Source organism: Aquicella siphonis, from assembly GCF_902459485.1.
Lineage (GTDB): Bacteria > Pseudomonadota > Gammaproteobacteria > DSM-16500 > DSM-16500 > Aquicella > Aquicella siphonis.
The window spans coordinates 1,614,201-1,628,943 of sequence record NZ_LR699119.1 but is presented as its reverse complement, the minus strand read 5'-3'; the positions used below and the strand labels follow the sequence as shown (position 1 = coordinate 1,628,943).

General features: G+C 52.5%; 15 protein-coding genes. 5 read left to right on the top strand and 10 right to left on the bottom strand.

All coding sequences use genetic code 11. The features are described 5' to 3' along the window. Positions 1–27 precede the first annotated feature (27 nt). Entirely contained in the window at positions 28–798 is a 771-nt protein-coding gene (gene scpB, locus AQULUS_RS07635) for an SMC-Scp complex subunit ScpB (RefSeq protein WP_232051857.1), read from the bottom strand. A gap of 97 nt (positions 799–895) precedes the next feature. Between scpB and ribF the strand changes: the two genes are divergently transcribed. From ribF to lspA, 3 genes are read left to right on the top strand one after another with little or no spacing between them, the layout of a single operon-like run. After that, the gene (gene ribF / locus AQULUS_RS07630) at positions 896–1,843 is read left to right on the top strand and encodes a bifunctional riboflavin kinase/FAD synthetase (RefSeq protein ID WP_148339478.1); all 948 of its coding nucleotides are present in this window, start codon (positions 896–898) and stop codon (positions 1,841–1,843) included. Next, positions 1,840–4,653 (top strand): isoleucine--tRNA ligase, encoded by a 2,814-nt coding sequence (gene ileS, locus AQULUS_RS07625; RefSeq protein ID WP_148339477.1) that lies wholly within the window; start codon positions 1,840–1,842, stop codon positions 4,651–4,653. The genes ribF and ileS overlap by 4 nt, the downstream gene beginning before the upstream one ends. A 10-nt stretch (positions 4,654–4,663) precedes the next feature. Then, positions 4,664–5,164, top strand: coding sequence for a signal peptidase II (lspA, locus tag AQULUS_RS07620; RefSeq protein ID WP_148339476.1), 501 nt, complete (start codon positions 4,664–4,666; stop codon positions 5,162–5,164). Between the two features lie 32 nt (positions 5,165–5,196). On the opposite strand, the gene AQULUS_RS07615 is transcribed toward lspA, so the two are convergent. Next, on the bottom strand, positions 5,197–5,532 hold the full coding sequence (locus AQULUS_RS07615) for a hypothetical protein (RefSeq protein WP_148339475.1): 336 nt from the start codon (positions 5,530–5,532) through the stop codon (positions 5,197–5,199). 1 nt (position 5,533) lies between these two features. Beyond that, a complete protein-coding gene (locus AQULUS_RS07610; RefSeq protein WP_232051910.1) occupies positions 5,534–6,370 on the bottom strand; it encodes an alpha/beta hydrolase in 837 nt (278 codons plus the stop codon). Positions 6,371–6,502: 132 nt separating this feature from the next. Here AQULUS_RS07610 and AQULUS_RS07605 point away from each other — a divergent pair, with 132 nt between their 5' ends. Further along, positions 6,503–6,850, top strand: a complete 348-nt coding sequence (locus AQULUS_RS07605; protein WP_148339473.1) for a hypothetical protein — start codon at positions 6,503–6,505, stop codon at positions 6,848–6,850. Positions 6,851–6,857: 7 nt separating this feature from the next. Next, on the top strand, positions 6,858–7,346 hold the full coding sequence (locus AQULUS_RS07600) for an EexN family lipoprotein (RefSeq protein ID WP_148339472.1): 489 nt from the start codon (positions 6,858–6,860) through the stop codon (positions 7,344–7,346). Positions 7,347–7,413: 67 nt separating this feature from the next. Here AQULUS_RS07600 and rlmH read toward each other — a convergent pair whose 3' ends face one another. The 7 genes from rlmH to lnt form a co-directional block, all read right to left on the bottom strand. Next, positions 7,414–7,881, bottom strand: coding sequence for a 23S rRNA (pseudouridine(1915)-N(3))-methyltransferase RlmH (gene rlmH / locus AQULUS_RS07595; RefSeq protein ID WP_148339471.1), 468 nt, complete (start codon positions 7,879–7,881; stop codon positions 7,414–7,416). Between the two features lies 1 nt (position 7,882). Then, entirely contained in the window at positions 7,883–8,230 is a 348-nt protein-coding gene (gene rsfS / locus AQULUS_RS07590; RefSeq protein WP_148339470.1) for a ribosome silencing factor, read from the bottom strand. Positions 8,231–8,251: 21 nt separating this feature from the next. Next, the gene (gene nadD / locus AQULUS_RS07585; protein WP_148339469.1) at positions 8,252–8,902 is read right to left on the bottom strand and encodes a nicotinate-nucleotide adenylyltransferase; all 651 of its coding nucleotides are present in this window, start codon (positions 8,900–8,902) and stop codon (positions 8,252–8,254) included. 68 nt (positions 8,903–8,970) lie between these two features. Continuing rightward, positions 8,971–9,972 carry a DNA polymerase III subunit delta gene (holA, locus tag AQULUS_RS07580; protein WP_148339468.1) on the bottom strand — a complete coding sequence of 334 codons (1,002 nt, stop codon included), beginning with the start codon at positions 9,970–9,972 and terminating at the stop codon, positions 8,971–8,973. Further along, entirely contained in the window at positions 9,969–10,520 is a 552-nt protein-coding gene (locus tag AQULUS_RS07575; protein WP_148339467.1) for an LPS-assembly lipoprotein LptE, read from the bottom strand. The genes holA and AQULUS_RS07575 overlap by 4 nt, the downstream gene beginning before the upstream one ends. Continuing rightward, complete coding sequence (gene leuS / locus AQULUS_RS07570) at positions 10,520–13,012, bottom strand: leucine--tRNA ligase (protein ID WP_148339466.1); 2,493 nt, start codon at positions 13,010–13,012, stop codon at positions 10,520–10,522. The genes AQULUS_RS07575 and leuS overlap by 1 nt, the downstream gene beginning before the upstream one ends. Positions 13,013–13,033: 21 nt before the next feature. Next, positions 13,034–14,602: an apolipoprotein N-acyltransferase gene (gene lnt / locus AQULUS_RS07565; RefSeq protein WP_148339465.1), complete on the bottom strand. Its 1,569-nt coding sequence runs from the start codon at positions 14,600–14,602 to the stop codon at positions 13,034–13,036. Positions 14,603–14,743 lie beyond the last annotated feature (141 nt).

The following is a 14,743-nucleotide window of genomic DNA, read 5'->3' as shown; positions in this document are numbered from 1 at the left end:
GAGAGTGAGATATTAGAGTCGGCGGGATTAACCGGCAGCCCGCTCTTCCTGTCCCGCATCATCTTCCGCATCGGTTTCGGCGTTTTCCTGAGGCTCATTGAAAGCAATGACATTGTTTTCCTGGCCGGCGCTTGATTCATCCGCAGCATCACCGGGTAAAACGGCTTCGCGTTCTCCGGGAATGTTTTCACTGTTTTCCGGTCCCAGGCCGCTGTTTTCCAGCGCGAGCTGGACTTGCAGTTTTTTATCCTGGGCAGCCAGATCCTTGAATTCGGCCAGACTGGGCAGCTCGGTCAGTGATTTTAAATTGAAATAATCCAGAAATGTCTTGGTTGTGCCGTAAATGGCGGGTTTGCCGGGAACCTCGCGGTAACCTATCACACGAATCCAGTCGCGCTCCTGCAGGGTTTTCATGATGTTACTGCTGACCGTGACGCCGCGGATTTCTTCGATTTCCGCGCGGGTGATGGGTTGTTTATAAGCGATAATCACCAGTGTTTCAAGAAAGGCGCGCGAATAACGCGGCGCGCGTTCTTCCCATAGTTTGGACAGCCAGGGGCTTAATTCGGCTTTTGCCTGGAAACGGTATCCGCTGGCGACTTCCTGCAGTTCAATGCCGCTGTTTTCCTGTTGATGGCGCTCTTTCAGCGCATTAAGAATGGACTTGATGTCCGCGGCGGCCGGACGCTGGTCTTCCGGAAAAAGCTGCTGTAACGCAGCGATAGTGAGCGGATGGCCGGCGATCATGATCGCGGCCTCAATGACAGACTGCATTTTTTCTGGTGTCATGAGTGACATACTAACCTCTTGGATACCCGTCTCAATGTGTACATGCTAGCAAAAAGTTCGGATTTAACATACATTTTCCATCTTTGGAAAGCAGTCCGGTGATCTTATGCCAGCGAAGCTGATTCGTTCCTACTATAACATGACACCCCGGCAGCAAGGAGGGGTGGTGACCATTGGCAATTTCGATGGTGTCCATCTGGGCCATCAGCAGTTGCTTGCCCGTACGACAGAAGAAGCCGCAGCCCGGCATGTCCCGTCGGTGGCGGTCACGTTTGAACCCCATGCGTTTGAATATTTTTCAGGCCAGAATGTCACTATCCCGCGTTTGACCCGCCTGCGGGAAAAATATTGCGCCCTCGCGGAGTGCGGTGTGGAAAATATCCTGATATTGCGATTTAATCATCAACTTGCTGAATTAAGCGCGCCTGACTTCGTGTCCCGCATCATTGCCGGCAGCCTGCGGCCATGTCATGTGATCGTGGGAGATGATTTTCATTTTGGACGCGGAAGGCAGGGTGATTTTGCCTTGCTGGAAAGCATGGGGAGGGAGAGGGGTTTTTCCGTCGAAACCGTGCCCACTTTCACCGTGGGAGGGGAAAGAGTCAGCAGTACAAGGGTGCGCAGCGCCCTGGCCGCGGGAGACCATGCTCTGGTCAGGGCGCTGCTGGGCAGGCCTTATTCCATGCTGGGCAGGGTAAGACGCGGTGACCAGCGCGGCCGGCAATTCGGTTTTCCCACCGCCAACATCTACCTGCACCGCAAACTGACCCCGGTACGCGGTGTTTATTGCGTCTTCATGCACGGCATCGCCGCCACACCCTTGCCCGGCGTGGCGAATGTGGGCGTGCGTCCTTCTGTCGATGGCACACGAACCTTACTCGAGGTACACTTACTCGATTTTAATCAGGATATATATGGTCGTTATGTCGAAGTCGAGTTTTGCGAAAAACTGCGGGAAGAAGTCCGTTTCTCCAGCCTGGACCTCCTTAAAACGCAGATTGCGCAAGACGTGGCGGCCGCCCGGAACTATTTTAAGCAGCGTGGTGTGATATGAGTGATTACAAACAGACATTGAATTTGCCCCAGACCGATTTTCCCATGAAAGCCAGCTTGTCCCAGCGCGAGCCTGAAATTCTCAAGAAATGGCAGGAACTGGATCTCTATGCCAGGCTGCGCACGGAGCGCAAGGGAAAAGAGAAATTTATCCTGCATCTGGGCCCCCCGTATGCGAACGGTCATATCCATCTGGGCACGGCAACCACTACCTTGCTCAAGGATATCATCGTCAAATCCAAAACCATGAGCGGGTTTGATTCTCCTCTGGTTCCGGGATGGGATTGCCACGGCCTGCCCATAGAACTCAATGTGGAAAAAAAGATCGGCAAGCCGGGACGCAAGGTGTCGGCGGCGGAATTCCGCATCGCATGCCGTGAATACGCTTCTTCCTTTATCGATATTCAGCGCGCGGAATTCAAGAGACTGGGTATCGTGGCGGACTTTGAGCATCCTTATCTGACCATGGATTACCAATATGAGGCTAACATTATCCGCAGCCTGGCGAAAATCATAAAGAACGGCCATTTGCAAAAAGGTTATAAGCCTGTGCACTGGTGTCTGGACTGCGCCTCCGCGCTGGCGGAAGCGGAAGTGGAATATGCGGAAAAAACCTCGCCTTCCATAGATGTGCGTTTCAAGGTGGCGGACAACACGGATTTCTGGAGCCGCTTCGCGCATGTGCATAAAGGCATGGGCTCTATCTCCATTCCCATCTGGACCACCACGCCCTGGACGCTGCCCGCCAATGAAGCGGTGGCACTCAACCCCCTGCTGGAATATGTGCTGGTCGCGACACCGGCGCCGGAACAGTTTCTGGTCGCGCAGGATTTGCTGCCGGCGGTGTTGCAGCGCTTTGGCATTGAAAATCATACGATTCTGGGACGCGTGACGGGTGAAAAACTGGAAGGCGTGCGCCTGCGGCATCCTTTCTATGACAAACAAGTCCCGGTGATTCTTGGCGATCATGTGACTATCGAAGCGGGTACTGGCGCGGTACATACGGCACCGGCTCATGGTATGGAAGATTATCAGGCCGGCATGAAATATCAGCTTCCCCTGGAAAACCCGGTAGGCGACGACGGTTGTTTTACCGCCGCCACGCCGCTTTTCGCCGGGCTGCACGTAGGCAAGTCGAATGAAAAAATCATCGAGGAATTGCGCGCGCACGGCGCTCTTGTTCATCAGGAATCCCTGCGCCACAGTTATCCGCATTGCTGGCGGCATAAAACACCGTTGATATTCCGCGCGACGCCGCAATGGTTTATCAGCATGGATAAAAACGGTCTGAGAAAGATGGCGTTACAGGCGATAGAGCGGGTGGAGTGGATTCCGGACTGGGGCAAGTCACGCATTTTCGGCATGATTGAAAACCGTCCTGACTGGTGTATTTCACGCCAGCGCGCCTGGGGCGTTCCGCTTGCCTTGTTCATACACCGGGACACGGGCGAGCTGCATCCTGATACGCCCGCGTTGATGGAAAAAGTGGCGGCGCACGTGGAAAAACAGGGTGTGGAAGCATGGTATACGCTGGATCCCGAAGCAGTGCTGGGCACTGATGCCGCGCATTATCAAAAAATCATGGATGTACTGGATGTCTGGTTTGACTCGGGTGTCACGCATGAATGTGTGTTAAAGACGCGTCCTGAACTCGCGTTCCCGGCGGATATTGTGCTGGAAGGATCCGACCAGCATCGCGGCTGGTTTCAGTCTTCGCTGTTGACATCGGTTGCGATCAACGGAAGCGAATCTTATCGGGAAGTGTTGACGCATGGTTTTGTCGTGGACGGACACGGGCGTAAAATGTCCAAGTCACTGGGCAATGTGATTGCGCCTGAAGAAGTCATTCAGACACTGGGCGCGGATATCCTGCGTCTGTGGGTGGCATCCATCGATTATCGTTATGAAATCAGCGCTTCCAAGGAAATTCTTAACCGTATGTCTGAAGCCTATCGCCGTATTCGCAACACGGCGCGGTTTTTGCTTGCCAATCTCAACGGGTTTGATCCGCAAAAAGATCAGGTGCGCCCTCAAGACATGCTCAAGCTGGATCAGTTTGCGGTTGAAAAGACCCGGCAGATTCAGGAAGAAATCCGCGAGGCCTACGCGACTTATCAATTTCACGCCGTCGTGCAGAAACTGCATAATTTCTGCGTGTCAGATCTGGGCGGTTTTTATCTTGATATCATCAAGGACCGCCAATACACCATGCAGACCAACAGCCGCGGCCGGCGTTCGGCGCAGACCGCGCTGTACCATATCGCGCATGCCTTGGTGCGCTGGATGGCGCCCATCATGAGTTTTACCGCGGAAGAAATCTGGCGGTATCTTCCGGGCGAAAAGACAGAATCCGTGATGCTGACCACCTGGTATACTGAATTGGCGGAAATGCCTGCCGATGAAAGGATGAATGTGTCTTACTGGGATAAAATCCGGCAAGTACGTGACGCGGTCAACAAGGAAATAGAAAACCAGCGCAATGCCGGCAAGATGGGATCAGCGCTTGAAGCGGAAGTGTACTTGTATGCCGCTCCCAATCTTAAAAATCAACTGGACATGCTTCAGGATGAACTGCGCTTTGTTCTCATTACCTCATCCGCGACAGTGATTGCTGAACACGCGGGGCCGGTGGACCCGGTTGTGACCGATGTGCCGGGTTTAAGCCTGAAGGTGAACGCCACCATTCATCCAAAATGCGAGCGCTGCTGGCACCGGCGCGCGGATGTTGATGCTAACAGGGATTTTCCCGGATTGTGCGGCCGCTGTGTGGAAAATGTTGCCGGCTCTGGCGAAAAAAGAGAATTTGCTTAGGACTGGGATCATGAATGTTATCAAGAAGTATCTGGGCAGCGGATGGGTGTGGCTATGGCTCGCGGTTATCGTCATTGTCATCGACCGTTATTCAAAAATCTGGGTCGTGCATCACCTGGTTTATCAGGAACCGCTCAGGCTGCTGCCATTCTTTAATTTGACGCTCGCATACAATACCGGCGCCGCTTTCAGCTTTTTGCATTCTGCTTCCGGGTGGCAAAACTGGTTTTTGGGAGGACTCGCGCTGCTCGTCAGCATCATTGTGCTGGTATGGTTGTCGAGGCTGCCCGCGCGGGCATACTGGATGAATATCGCGCTTTGTCTGGTTCTGGGAGGTGCGCTGGGTAATGCCTGGGACCGCATTCTTTATGGTTATGTCATCGATTTCCTGTCCTTTCATTGGGGCGGCTGGCATTTTGCGATATTCAACATTGCCGACAGCGCCATTTGTGCGGGCGCGTTTATGATATTCGCGTATTGGCTGCGCCAGGAAAAGTCGCCGCAGACATAACAGGCCGGCGGCGGACAGAATGAAAAACGAGTCTAGTTTGACAGGATAAATTGAGTGATCTGTTCTGCCAGGTATTCAAAATCAGGATTGTAGGTTAGTTGACGGCGGGGGTGCCGTACGCATTTTAATTTCTGCAGCATCTCAAACCATTCTACCTCGAGAGGGTTATAGGCGCCGTAAATAAAACCACGGTGTTCCAGCTGCGAGGCATATTCATAATCACCGTATTGTCCATAATGAGGGTTGTGTGGAGAAAACGGCAGTGAGATATGCGAGAAATGATTGATATTCAAATCGGGATACCGGGTCAATCGTGTTTCAATCCGCGAATCCGGATAACGGTGATCACATGACGTATATAAAAGCATTTTACTGCGGGGGTTTTTCAGGCTGGAAAAAAAAATTAATGGCTTTGTGGCTGGAGATGGTTTCATCTTCCCGGCTGACCGCCATGAATATGGGACACACGGGCGGCTGGCGTCCGCCCAGCTCTTTCAGAACATGAGTCAACGAGGCGACCTGGGTGACGGGATTGAAAGCAATCGACAGATATTTCGCGTAATCGTTTTCTTCTTCTTTAAAAAGCCATGGATTAGGCTCATAACCCAGCCATTTTTTCAGATAATGCCATGCGACAACGATACTGACCGGAGCCTTGATGCGAATGGCGGGAGCGAGCAGGATCACTCCCGAAATTTGATTATCCTGTAATGCCTGGTAAACAGACAGGCTCGCGCCGGTAGAATACCCGGCCAGAAAAATCTGATCGACTTCCTGGCGCAGACTTTCAACGCCGTAACGAACCGCCTTGACCCAGTCATGATAGGAAATCGTCAGCAAATCATCAGGTGTGGTGCCATGGCCAGGCAGCAGAATGGAACGGCAAAGCATGCCTTTGGTCTGCAAATGTGTTCCTATGTCACGCAGGGAAAAAGGACAATCCAGTAAGCCATGAATGAGCAGTACACCGTATTTGAGGCGTTTGTGGCTGCCGCTCAGGGGTTGGGCAGGATAGAATTCATAAGGACTGTTTGCGTCAAGAATGAGTGCTGATCTGGCGCCGCCGGATTTCAAGTCCGGGCGGCGGTCGGCGATGATGGCCCGGGAGCGGGCGATGTATTCAGGAAAGGGGAGACGCTCATCTGATATCGGGTAGATGATTTCTGATTCGCTCATTGTTTCAGACAAGTTGCCAAACGTATTCATCAACTTATAATAACCCTGAATTGACGGACGCCATTAAAAGCATCGCTGGAAGCACCAGGCCGCATTCTCGAAATATACTGTTAATTATACTATAATTTATATGAGGGTACGGCCCTTAACAAGGTTAAATGCATGAAGCGGAAATTATTTGAGTATTTTATAGTGGGAATCATCGTTCTGAGCATGGTTCCGTCTGTTGCGTTGGCTGCCAAGAGTTTGGGGCTGGGAACAGTGGCTTCAAATCTGATGGATCCGGTCAGCGTGATGGCTGATTTTTTGCATAGTGCTTGTGTTCTGGTGGGCGGCGCCTTTTTGTTCGCGAGCATTATCAAATATTTTGAGCACCGAAGAAGTCCGACCATGGTGCCGATGAGCACAGTTGTTTTTTTACTGATTGCGGGACTGGTGCTGGTTTCCCTGCCTCTTATCAATTATGTCTCTACAAACGGTTTTCCCTATACACTCATACGATTCAAGTAATCACATCATGACAATATATACTTTTCAAAATGGATGGCCCAGGCTGCTGCGGTTCATGATTATCCTGTTTGCGCCGGTCTTGCTGGCCGGGTGCAAAGACAAGGCTTCCTATTCGTATTACATGCAACACCCCGCGGCCTTGAAGGCGGCGGTAACAAGTTGTCAATCCGAGTACAACAAGACGGCGGACAGGGCGGCGGAATGCGAAATTGTCCTGTTTGCTGCGGAAAACATGATTTCACTCATCAATGAACAACAGGAAAATCCGGAAAAATTCGGTCAGCGCATTTTGACGGCTCAAATGGATTATATGGTCTTGAAGCAGCGCGCGGCGGAAGCTGACCAGTCCTACCAGCAGCTGAAAAACACCCATGCGCCGGATGCCCGGCTGCGCACGGCAAAAGATGATTTATACAAGGCGAAAAAAGCCTGCGCTGACAAACTGGAGCAAATCAGGATTCTGCTGGCTGTGGTGGGCATGGGCTCGCCGGATTAAGTGATTAACGAGTCATCCGGGATTTTGCTTTCTGGATTCAAGCGCGCATTGCCGGGGCAGTGTCTGATTATCTGTGGTATGGGTGTTGAATGAGTATGCTATAGGCACGGTAAATCTGCTCGGCGACAATCAGGCGCACCAGAAAATGGGGAAAGGTCAGCGGCGAGAGCGACCATTTTTGTTCGGCCTTGATCAGGCAGGCAGGGGACAGACCGTCAGGCCCGCCGACCAGCAGGTCGATATGGCGCCCTCCCTGATGCCAGAGGGCAAGCTGCTCAGCGAGCTGCTCCGTTGTCCAGAGACTGCCTTTGATATCAAGCGCGATAATCTTATGGCCGGGTTTGACGGCATTCAGCATTTTTTCGCCTTCACGCTCCGTGATACGGCGCAGATCCGCATGGGGGGTGCGTTTTTCCGCAGGAATTTCCACAAGTTCCAGTTGGCAGGTTGCTGGCAGGCGTTTGGCGTATTCCTCATAACCTTCCCGTATCCACGCAGGTGATTTGTGGGTGATGGTCAGGAGGCGGATTTTCATATTACGATTTTTGCTCGCGCAATTCTTTGACCGGCTCCCATAAATCTTCAAGGCTGTAAAATGCCCGCGTCGCCGCCAGCATGATATGTACTACCACATCACCCAGGTCTACCAGTATCCATTCGCTCTGGCGCTCCCCTTCCGTGCGGACCAGCGGAGCGCCCATTTCCTTGCCTTTGACCGCGACAGCATCCGCCAGCGCCTTGACGTGACGGGTTGAGCGGCCGGTGCATATAATCATGTAATCCGTGATGCTGGTCAGAGGGCGGACATCCATGGTCACAATATCTATGCCTTTCATGTCATCCAGCGCCTTGATGGCGAGGTCTCGCAAATCTTCAGATTTCATATTTTATGTCCGCTCTCAGGTTCAGCTGATGCTGTAGGTGCCGTTTTTCTTGATATAATCATAAACGCTATCGGGCAATAAATACCTTGGATTTCTTCCTAATGCAATCTGTTTTCGTATATCGGTGGCTGAGATTTCCAGGGCTGTGATGGGTCGCAACAGGATGCCTCCGCTTAAATTTTCATGTATGAAAGATATTTCCTTTTGTAATCGTTCATGTATCAGTTCGGCGATGATGCCTGTGTGCGGAAGATGGTAATGCGGGCGGTGCGCGACAATCAGATGCGCGCATTCCAGAATTTCTTTCCAGCGATGCCAGCTTGAAAAACCCAGAAAGGCATCAATCCCGACTAGCAGGCAAAGCGGCGTGTCCGGCATTTCGGCGCGCAGTTCCAGCAGGGTGTCGATGCTATAGGTGGGACCTTTACGGAGAATTTCCCGGTCATCGGCAACCAGGGCCGGCTCATCGGAAACGGCGCACTTGACCATTTCCAGGCGCTGCGACGGTGACGCGACGGGCTGCTTGCGATAAAGCGGTTTATACGTCGGGACAATATGCACTTTTGCGAGATCCAGCGTCTCATAAAGTTCCAGCGCCATGCGTAAATGGCCGTGGTGTATGGGGTCGAAAGTGCCGCCTAGTATGCCTATGGCTTTGTGCGTCTGATGCATTTTTTAAAATGACCTGTTGTTATTATTCATATTATATCATGGCTGTCTTTTGCCGTGGCGTGCGCGCCTCAGCCGGCCAGCCGCAAGCAGAAGAGCCGCAGGCAATCCCATGCCGCGCCTTTGACTGCGCCCTTGATGACGCGGTCGATTTCGGCGGCATGCACCAGTAAACCCCGGCAGTCCGCGGCGGAGAAGCGGTCCAGAAACCGGCGGACGGCAGCCTGGCGGCGCGGGAAAATCCTTTGCTGCTGAAATAGCTGCTCATATGTGCAGCCTTCGCGGATGCGGCGGGCGTAATCCGCCAGCAGACGGAGTTCACGCGCGATACCCCATAATACCAGCACAGGTTCTGTATCTTCCGCTCGAAGTGCCTCAAGAACATGCAGCGTGCGGGGGGTGTCGCCGGCGATCAAGCTGTCGATAAAATCAAATAGGGTAAAACGGCTTTCGTCCGTCAGCACATTCTGGATCAATTCAATATCAACGGGTTTTTGTGGCTGCAGCAGATAAATTTTTTCTATGGCCTGCGCGGCCGCGGTTAAATTTCCTTCCACATAATCCGCGAGCAGACCGGCGGCGTCAGGCTGCAGCGACAGTTTGTATTTGCGCGCGCGCTGGATCATCCATTGAGGAAGCTGCTCGCGCGGAATCGGCCAGAGACTGATGACCACGCCCGCTTTTTCCAGAGACTGATACCAGGCGCTTTTCGCCGTCTTGCTGTCAATTTTTCCCGTGTCCAGCGACAAAATGATATCCGGCACCGGGTTTTTAGCATATTCCTGCAAAATTTTCGCAGCCGCTTTATTGGGGCCGCTATCACGGAAGTCCAGTTCGAACAGGCGTTTTTCAGCAAGCAGCGGCGTGGAGTAGAGAAGTGAGTAAAGCTGTTCCCAGTCAAATCCGGCTTCAGGCGGTATGCGGACACGCCCGCTAAAACCGGCCTTTCTTGCTGCCTTGCGCAATAGACTCAGGGCGTCCTGTTTGAGTAACAACTCATCGCCGCTGAAGATGTAAACAGCAGCCAATTGTCTGGCGAGGTGGGGTTCTAATTGAAAGTAGGTCAGCTTCATGGCTTGATTTGGTCAGAGTCAGGATGAAATGCGTTCTCAATGGCCTGGGTGATTTCTTTGGAGGCGATGCGTTTCATGATGGCGTAAGCCAGTGTGCGGCGCATCTGCTGATAAAACAGGGAGGCTTCGTTGCTGCTGCCCAGTACCTGGTTGGATTGGACTGTCATGGTTCTGGACTCTGACAGTGTCTGCGGGCTAATGATGGTCCTGCCTTTGGCGTCGCTGATTTCAAAGGTGACGGTGACTTTAAGCGTGTATTGACGGGTCTGTTGAGTTCCGCTGACGCTCAGCAGTTCCTGAGAAGTATTATCATGCAGGATATTGAGTATGGCGGTTGCTTCCTGGGGAGAAGAGACCAGCTGGACTTTGGACAGTTTAAGATATTGCTGGAGATTGCGCGCGAGCTGGCCGTAAGGATCGGAAGTCTGCAGATACATGCGATGCAACGGGGGAGCGAGACGCGTTTCTCCTTGCAAATGAAAGCCGCAGCCTGCCAGGGCAAATCCCAGGCACAACAGCAAAAGGGCGGATAAAAGTTTTTTTATCATTATTCTCCCGTGACTACGTTTGCCAGCTTGCCCGGCACGATAATGATTTTTTTGATCAGCTTGCCGTTTATCGCCTGCTGTACTTTTGCGTCATCCACAATTCTGCTTTCGATTATCTCCTGGTTCGCGCCGTGGGGAACCCGCACGCGGCTGCGTAACTTGCCGTTGACCTGAACGACCAGTTCTATGGTATCCACCTTGAAGACAATCGGGCTGGATCTTGGCCAGGAAGCGTTGAGGATAATGCCTTCATAGTTCAGGTCTTGCCATAACTGATGTGTGATATGCGGTGTGATCGGAGCAAGCAGGCGCAACAGGATGCTAAACCCTTTAAAAATGATGATCTCGCGAATATCAATCTGGTCACTGTCAGCTTCAGGAATTTTCGCCAGCAGGTTCAGTATCTTCATGCAGCTGGATACGACGGTATTATATTGCTGCCGTTCGTAGTCAAATTTGGCTTGTTCCAGAATTTCATAAATCTGACGGAACACTTCTGTCTGCGCAGCGTCGGCTTTTTCCCAGTTTGCCATACTGAGCAGGTTGGTTTTGGGGAGGCGGTTGAGCTTGCGGATGATGTCCTTCACTTCGTAGCCGTATGCCCATAAACGTTTCAGGAAGCGGTGCGCGCCTTCCACGCCGCTGTCTGACCATTCTAGGCTTTGTTCCGGCGGCGCGGCGAACATCATGAAGAGTCTTACGGTATCCGCGCCGTAATGATCCACCAGCAGTTGGGGATCCACCACATTGCCCTTGGACTTGGACATTTTGGCGCCGTTATTCAACACCATGCCTTGCGAAAGCAGGCGGAGAAAAGGTTCATCGGTATTGAGCAAGCCTTCATCGCGCATCAGTTTGTGGAAGAAGCGCGCGTATAGCAAGTGCAGCACGGCGTGTTCTATGCCGCCCACATATTGATCCACAGACAGCCAGTAATTGGCGCGGCCATCCAGCATGCTCTTGTTTTGTTTTTTGCAGGCGAAACGCGCGTAATACCAGGATGACTCCATGAAGGTATCAAACGTATCTGTTTCGCGTTCCGCGGGTTCATGACATTTGGGGCAAGTGGTTTTGTAGAACGATGCCATGGTTTTCAATGGCGAAACGACGCCGGTAAATTGTACTTCTTCGGGCAGGATGACCGGCAGGTCTTTGTCCGGGACAGGTACCGCGCCGCAATTCATGCAGTTGATGATGGGAATGGGCGTGCCCCAGTAACGCTGGCGCGAGACACCCCAGTCCCGCAGGCGGTATTGAATCTTGCGCTCACCCAATTCCAGTGCTTCAAGATGCGCAGCGACGGCATTGAAGGCCTGGGTAGAAGTAAGGCCGGTGAATTCGGCTGAATCCATCAAGGTACCGTATTCCGTGTAAGCACCCTGATTGAAATCCCATCTGGTCTCGTCCGCAGGGGCAATCACTTGTTTCAGGGGAAGGCCGTATTTTTGCGCGAATTCAAAATCACGCTGGTCATGGGCGGGGACAGCCATTAAGGCGCCTGAACCGTATTCCATCAAGACGAAGTTTGCCACCCAGACTGGAATGTCTTGCCCGGTCAGAGGATGGCGCGCCGTCAGCCCAAGCGGCATGCCGCGCTTTTCCATGGTGGCGATATCCGCTTCAGCCACCTTGATATTGCGGCATTCTTCCATGAACAGTTTCAGGGCAGGATTGTGTTCCGCCAGGCGCCTGGTCAGGGGATGCTGCGGGGCAACCGCGATATAGGTCACGCCATATAAAGTGTCGGGACGGGTTGTATAAATCCGTATGGGATCCTGTCCGCTGACCGGGAAGGTGATCTCTACCCCTTCCGAACGTCCTATCCAGTTGCGCTGCATGGTCTTGACTTGCTGCGGCCAGTGCTCCAGTTTGTCCAGGTCGCGCAGCAGTTCTTCCGCGTAGGCAGTAATCTTTAAAAACCATTGTGGAATTTCCCTGCGTTCCACCAGGGCTCCCGAGCGCCAGCCGCGGCCGTTCACGACTTGTTCGTTGGCAAGCACCGTCTGGTCTTCCGGGTCCCAGTTTACTTCGGCATTTTTTTTATAGACGAGACCTTTTTTAAACAAGCGCAGGAAGAACCATTGTTCCCAGCGATAATATTCGGGATCGCAAGTCGTGATTTCGCGGCTCCAGTCGTACGCGAAGCCTATGCGCATCATTTGGCCGCGTATGTGCTGGATGTTCTGGCGCGTCCATGCCGCGGGTGGAATATTGTTCTTGATTGCGGCGTTTTCAGCAGGTAGTCCGAACGCATCCCAGCCCATGGGTTGTAAAACGTTTTTACCCAGCATGTACTGATAGCGGGCTATCACATCGCCAATGGTATAATTTCGTACATGCCCCATGTGCAGACTGCCGCTGGGATAGGGAAACATGGACAGGCAGTAAAATTTTTCCCTGTTGACATCTTCAACGACTTGAAAACAGTTTTTTTCATGCCAGTACCGCTGTGCATTTGTTTCGATTTCTTGAGGTTTGTATTGTTCTTCCATTGGCTGCTCGCGTGCCCCATCTTAAGTGTTAGTCTTTGATCGTTTATGTTGTCGTGTTTTTTGTTCAGGCGGCGAAGGCATTTCTCTTCTTTTTGCCCGGACCGCGGCGTATATCATACAGACAAGCAAGAAAAGCATTGGATCCATACCGTTTTTCAGCCAGGGTGTGATGCCGTACATGGGCTGGACGGAGCCTGTCAGCACAGCAGTCTGCCGCTGCGGAGCGGCGGTTTCGACTCTTCCATCCGGATTAATGATGGCAGTAATTCCGTCATTGCTGACAAACAATACCGGTTTGCCAAATTCTATGGCACGCATGGCCGCCATTTGCAGGTGTTGAGGTTCTGCATTGGATTCGCCAAACCAGGCGTCATTGGTCGCAACCAACAGCATGCCTATGGATTTGTCCCGCGAGCGGGTGAGTTGCGGAAAGGCGATTTCGTAGCAGATGGATGCCAGGATTTTCGTATCGCCAGCCGTTAAAGGCGGCTGCAAAAACTTACCGGGCAGCATGTCGGACATGGGAATATTCATGAATTGCAGGGCGTTGGCAAAAAACTTGGACAAGGGTGTGTATTCGCCGAAGGGAACCAGGTGACGCTTGAGATACACTTGTTTATTCTTTCCCAGGGTGACTATCGCATTAAAATAACCGCTGCCGTCTTCCGCGCGAATGGGGATGCCCAGCAAGAGAGTGGAATGGCTGTCACGGGCTTTCTGGTCCATGCTGTCTATAAACGGTTCAGCGCTTTGCAGGGGAAGAGGAACGGCTGCCTCCGGCCAGATAATAAGATTATATTTTCCCCACAGCGGGCCGGTGAGTTCTGAATAGCGGTCAAATGATAATTGCAAATGCTCGGGAGACCATTTGATGGACTGGGGAATGTTGCCTTGTACCATGGCGACAGAAAGCGGTTCGCCCTGCGGTTTGGTCCAGGGGATCAGGCTGAGCAATCCGCCCAGGATCCAGATGAGGGCCAGCGCGAGCAGATTCAGATAAAGCGGTTTGAATTGCTTCTTTTTGTATTGGATGACTGCGTTGACGATCAGGCCGCTGCTCAGCAGTACGGTGAGTGAAACGAAATATACGCTCAGAACAGGGGCATATCCCCGCAGGGGCGAGCTGGTTTGGCTATAGCCCAGGAATAGCCACGGGAACCCGGTGAACAGCCAGCTGCGTACCCATTCACTCAACACCCAGATGGCGGGAAAGGCATAGATCAGCTTGGCGGTATGATTGAGAGGAAAATACCGGTTGGTAAAATAGCCGACAGCGGCAGGAAACAGGGCAAGAATGGCTATCATGCCTATTGTGATGATCACAGCGAAAGGAGCGGGCACACCGCCAAACACATGGATACTGGTGAAAACCCAATAAACGCCGGCTCCAAACATCCCGAGACCAAAGCAGAATCCGGCCCAGAAGGTACGCGAGAGAGATGCGGACGTACGCAGCCATATCGCCAGGAGCCCGGCGGGTGCGATGACGGCCAGAGGAAAAACCTCATAGGGCGCAAAGGCAAAGGTCAGGGCGACTCCCAACAGGATAGCCATGATACTATCTTGCAGGATCGCGAGCGGTTTATTCATATTGAAGGATTCGATTATTTATTTCGCAAGACTGCAAGTTTACTGGAGAGAGGAGCGTCATGGCAATCACTGCTTGAGGATATATGACGGCTGATTCCGCGCATTGGTCACGCACGGCGGCTTATGGGTCCGCACGGGCTG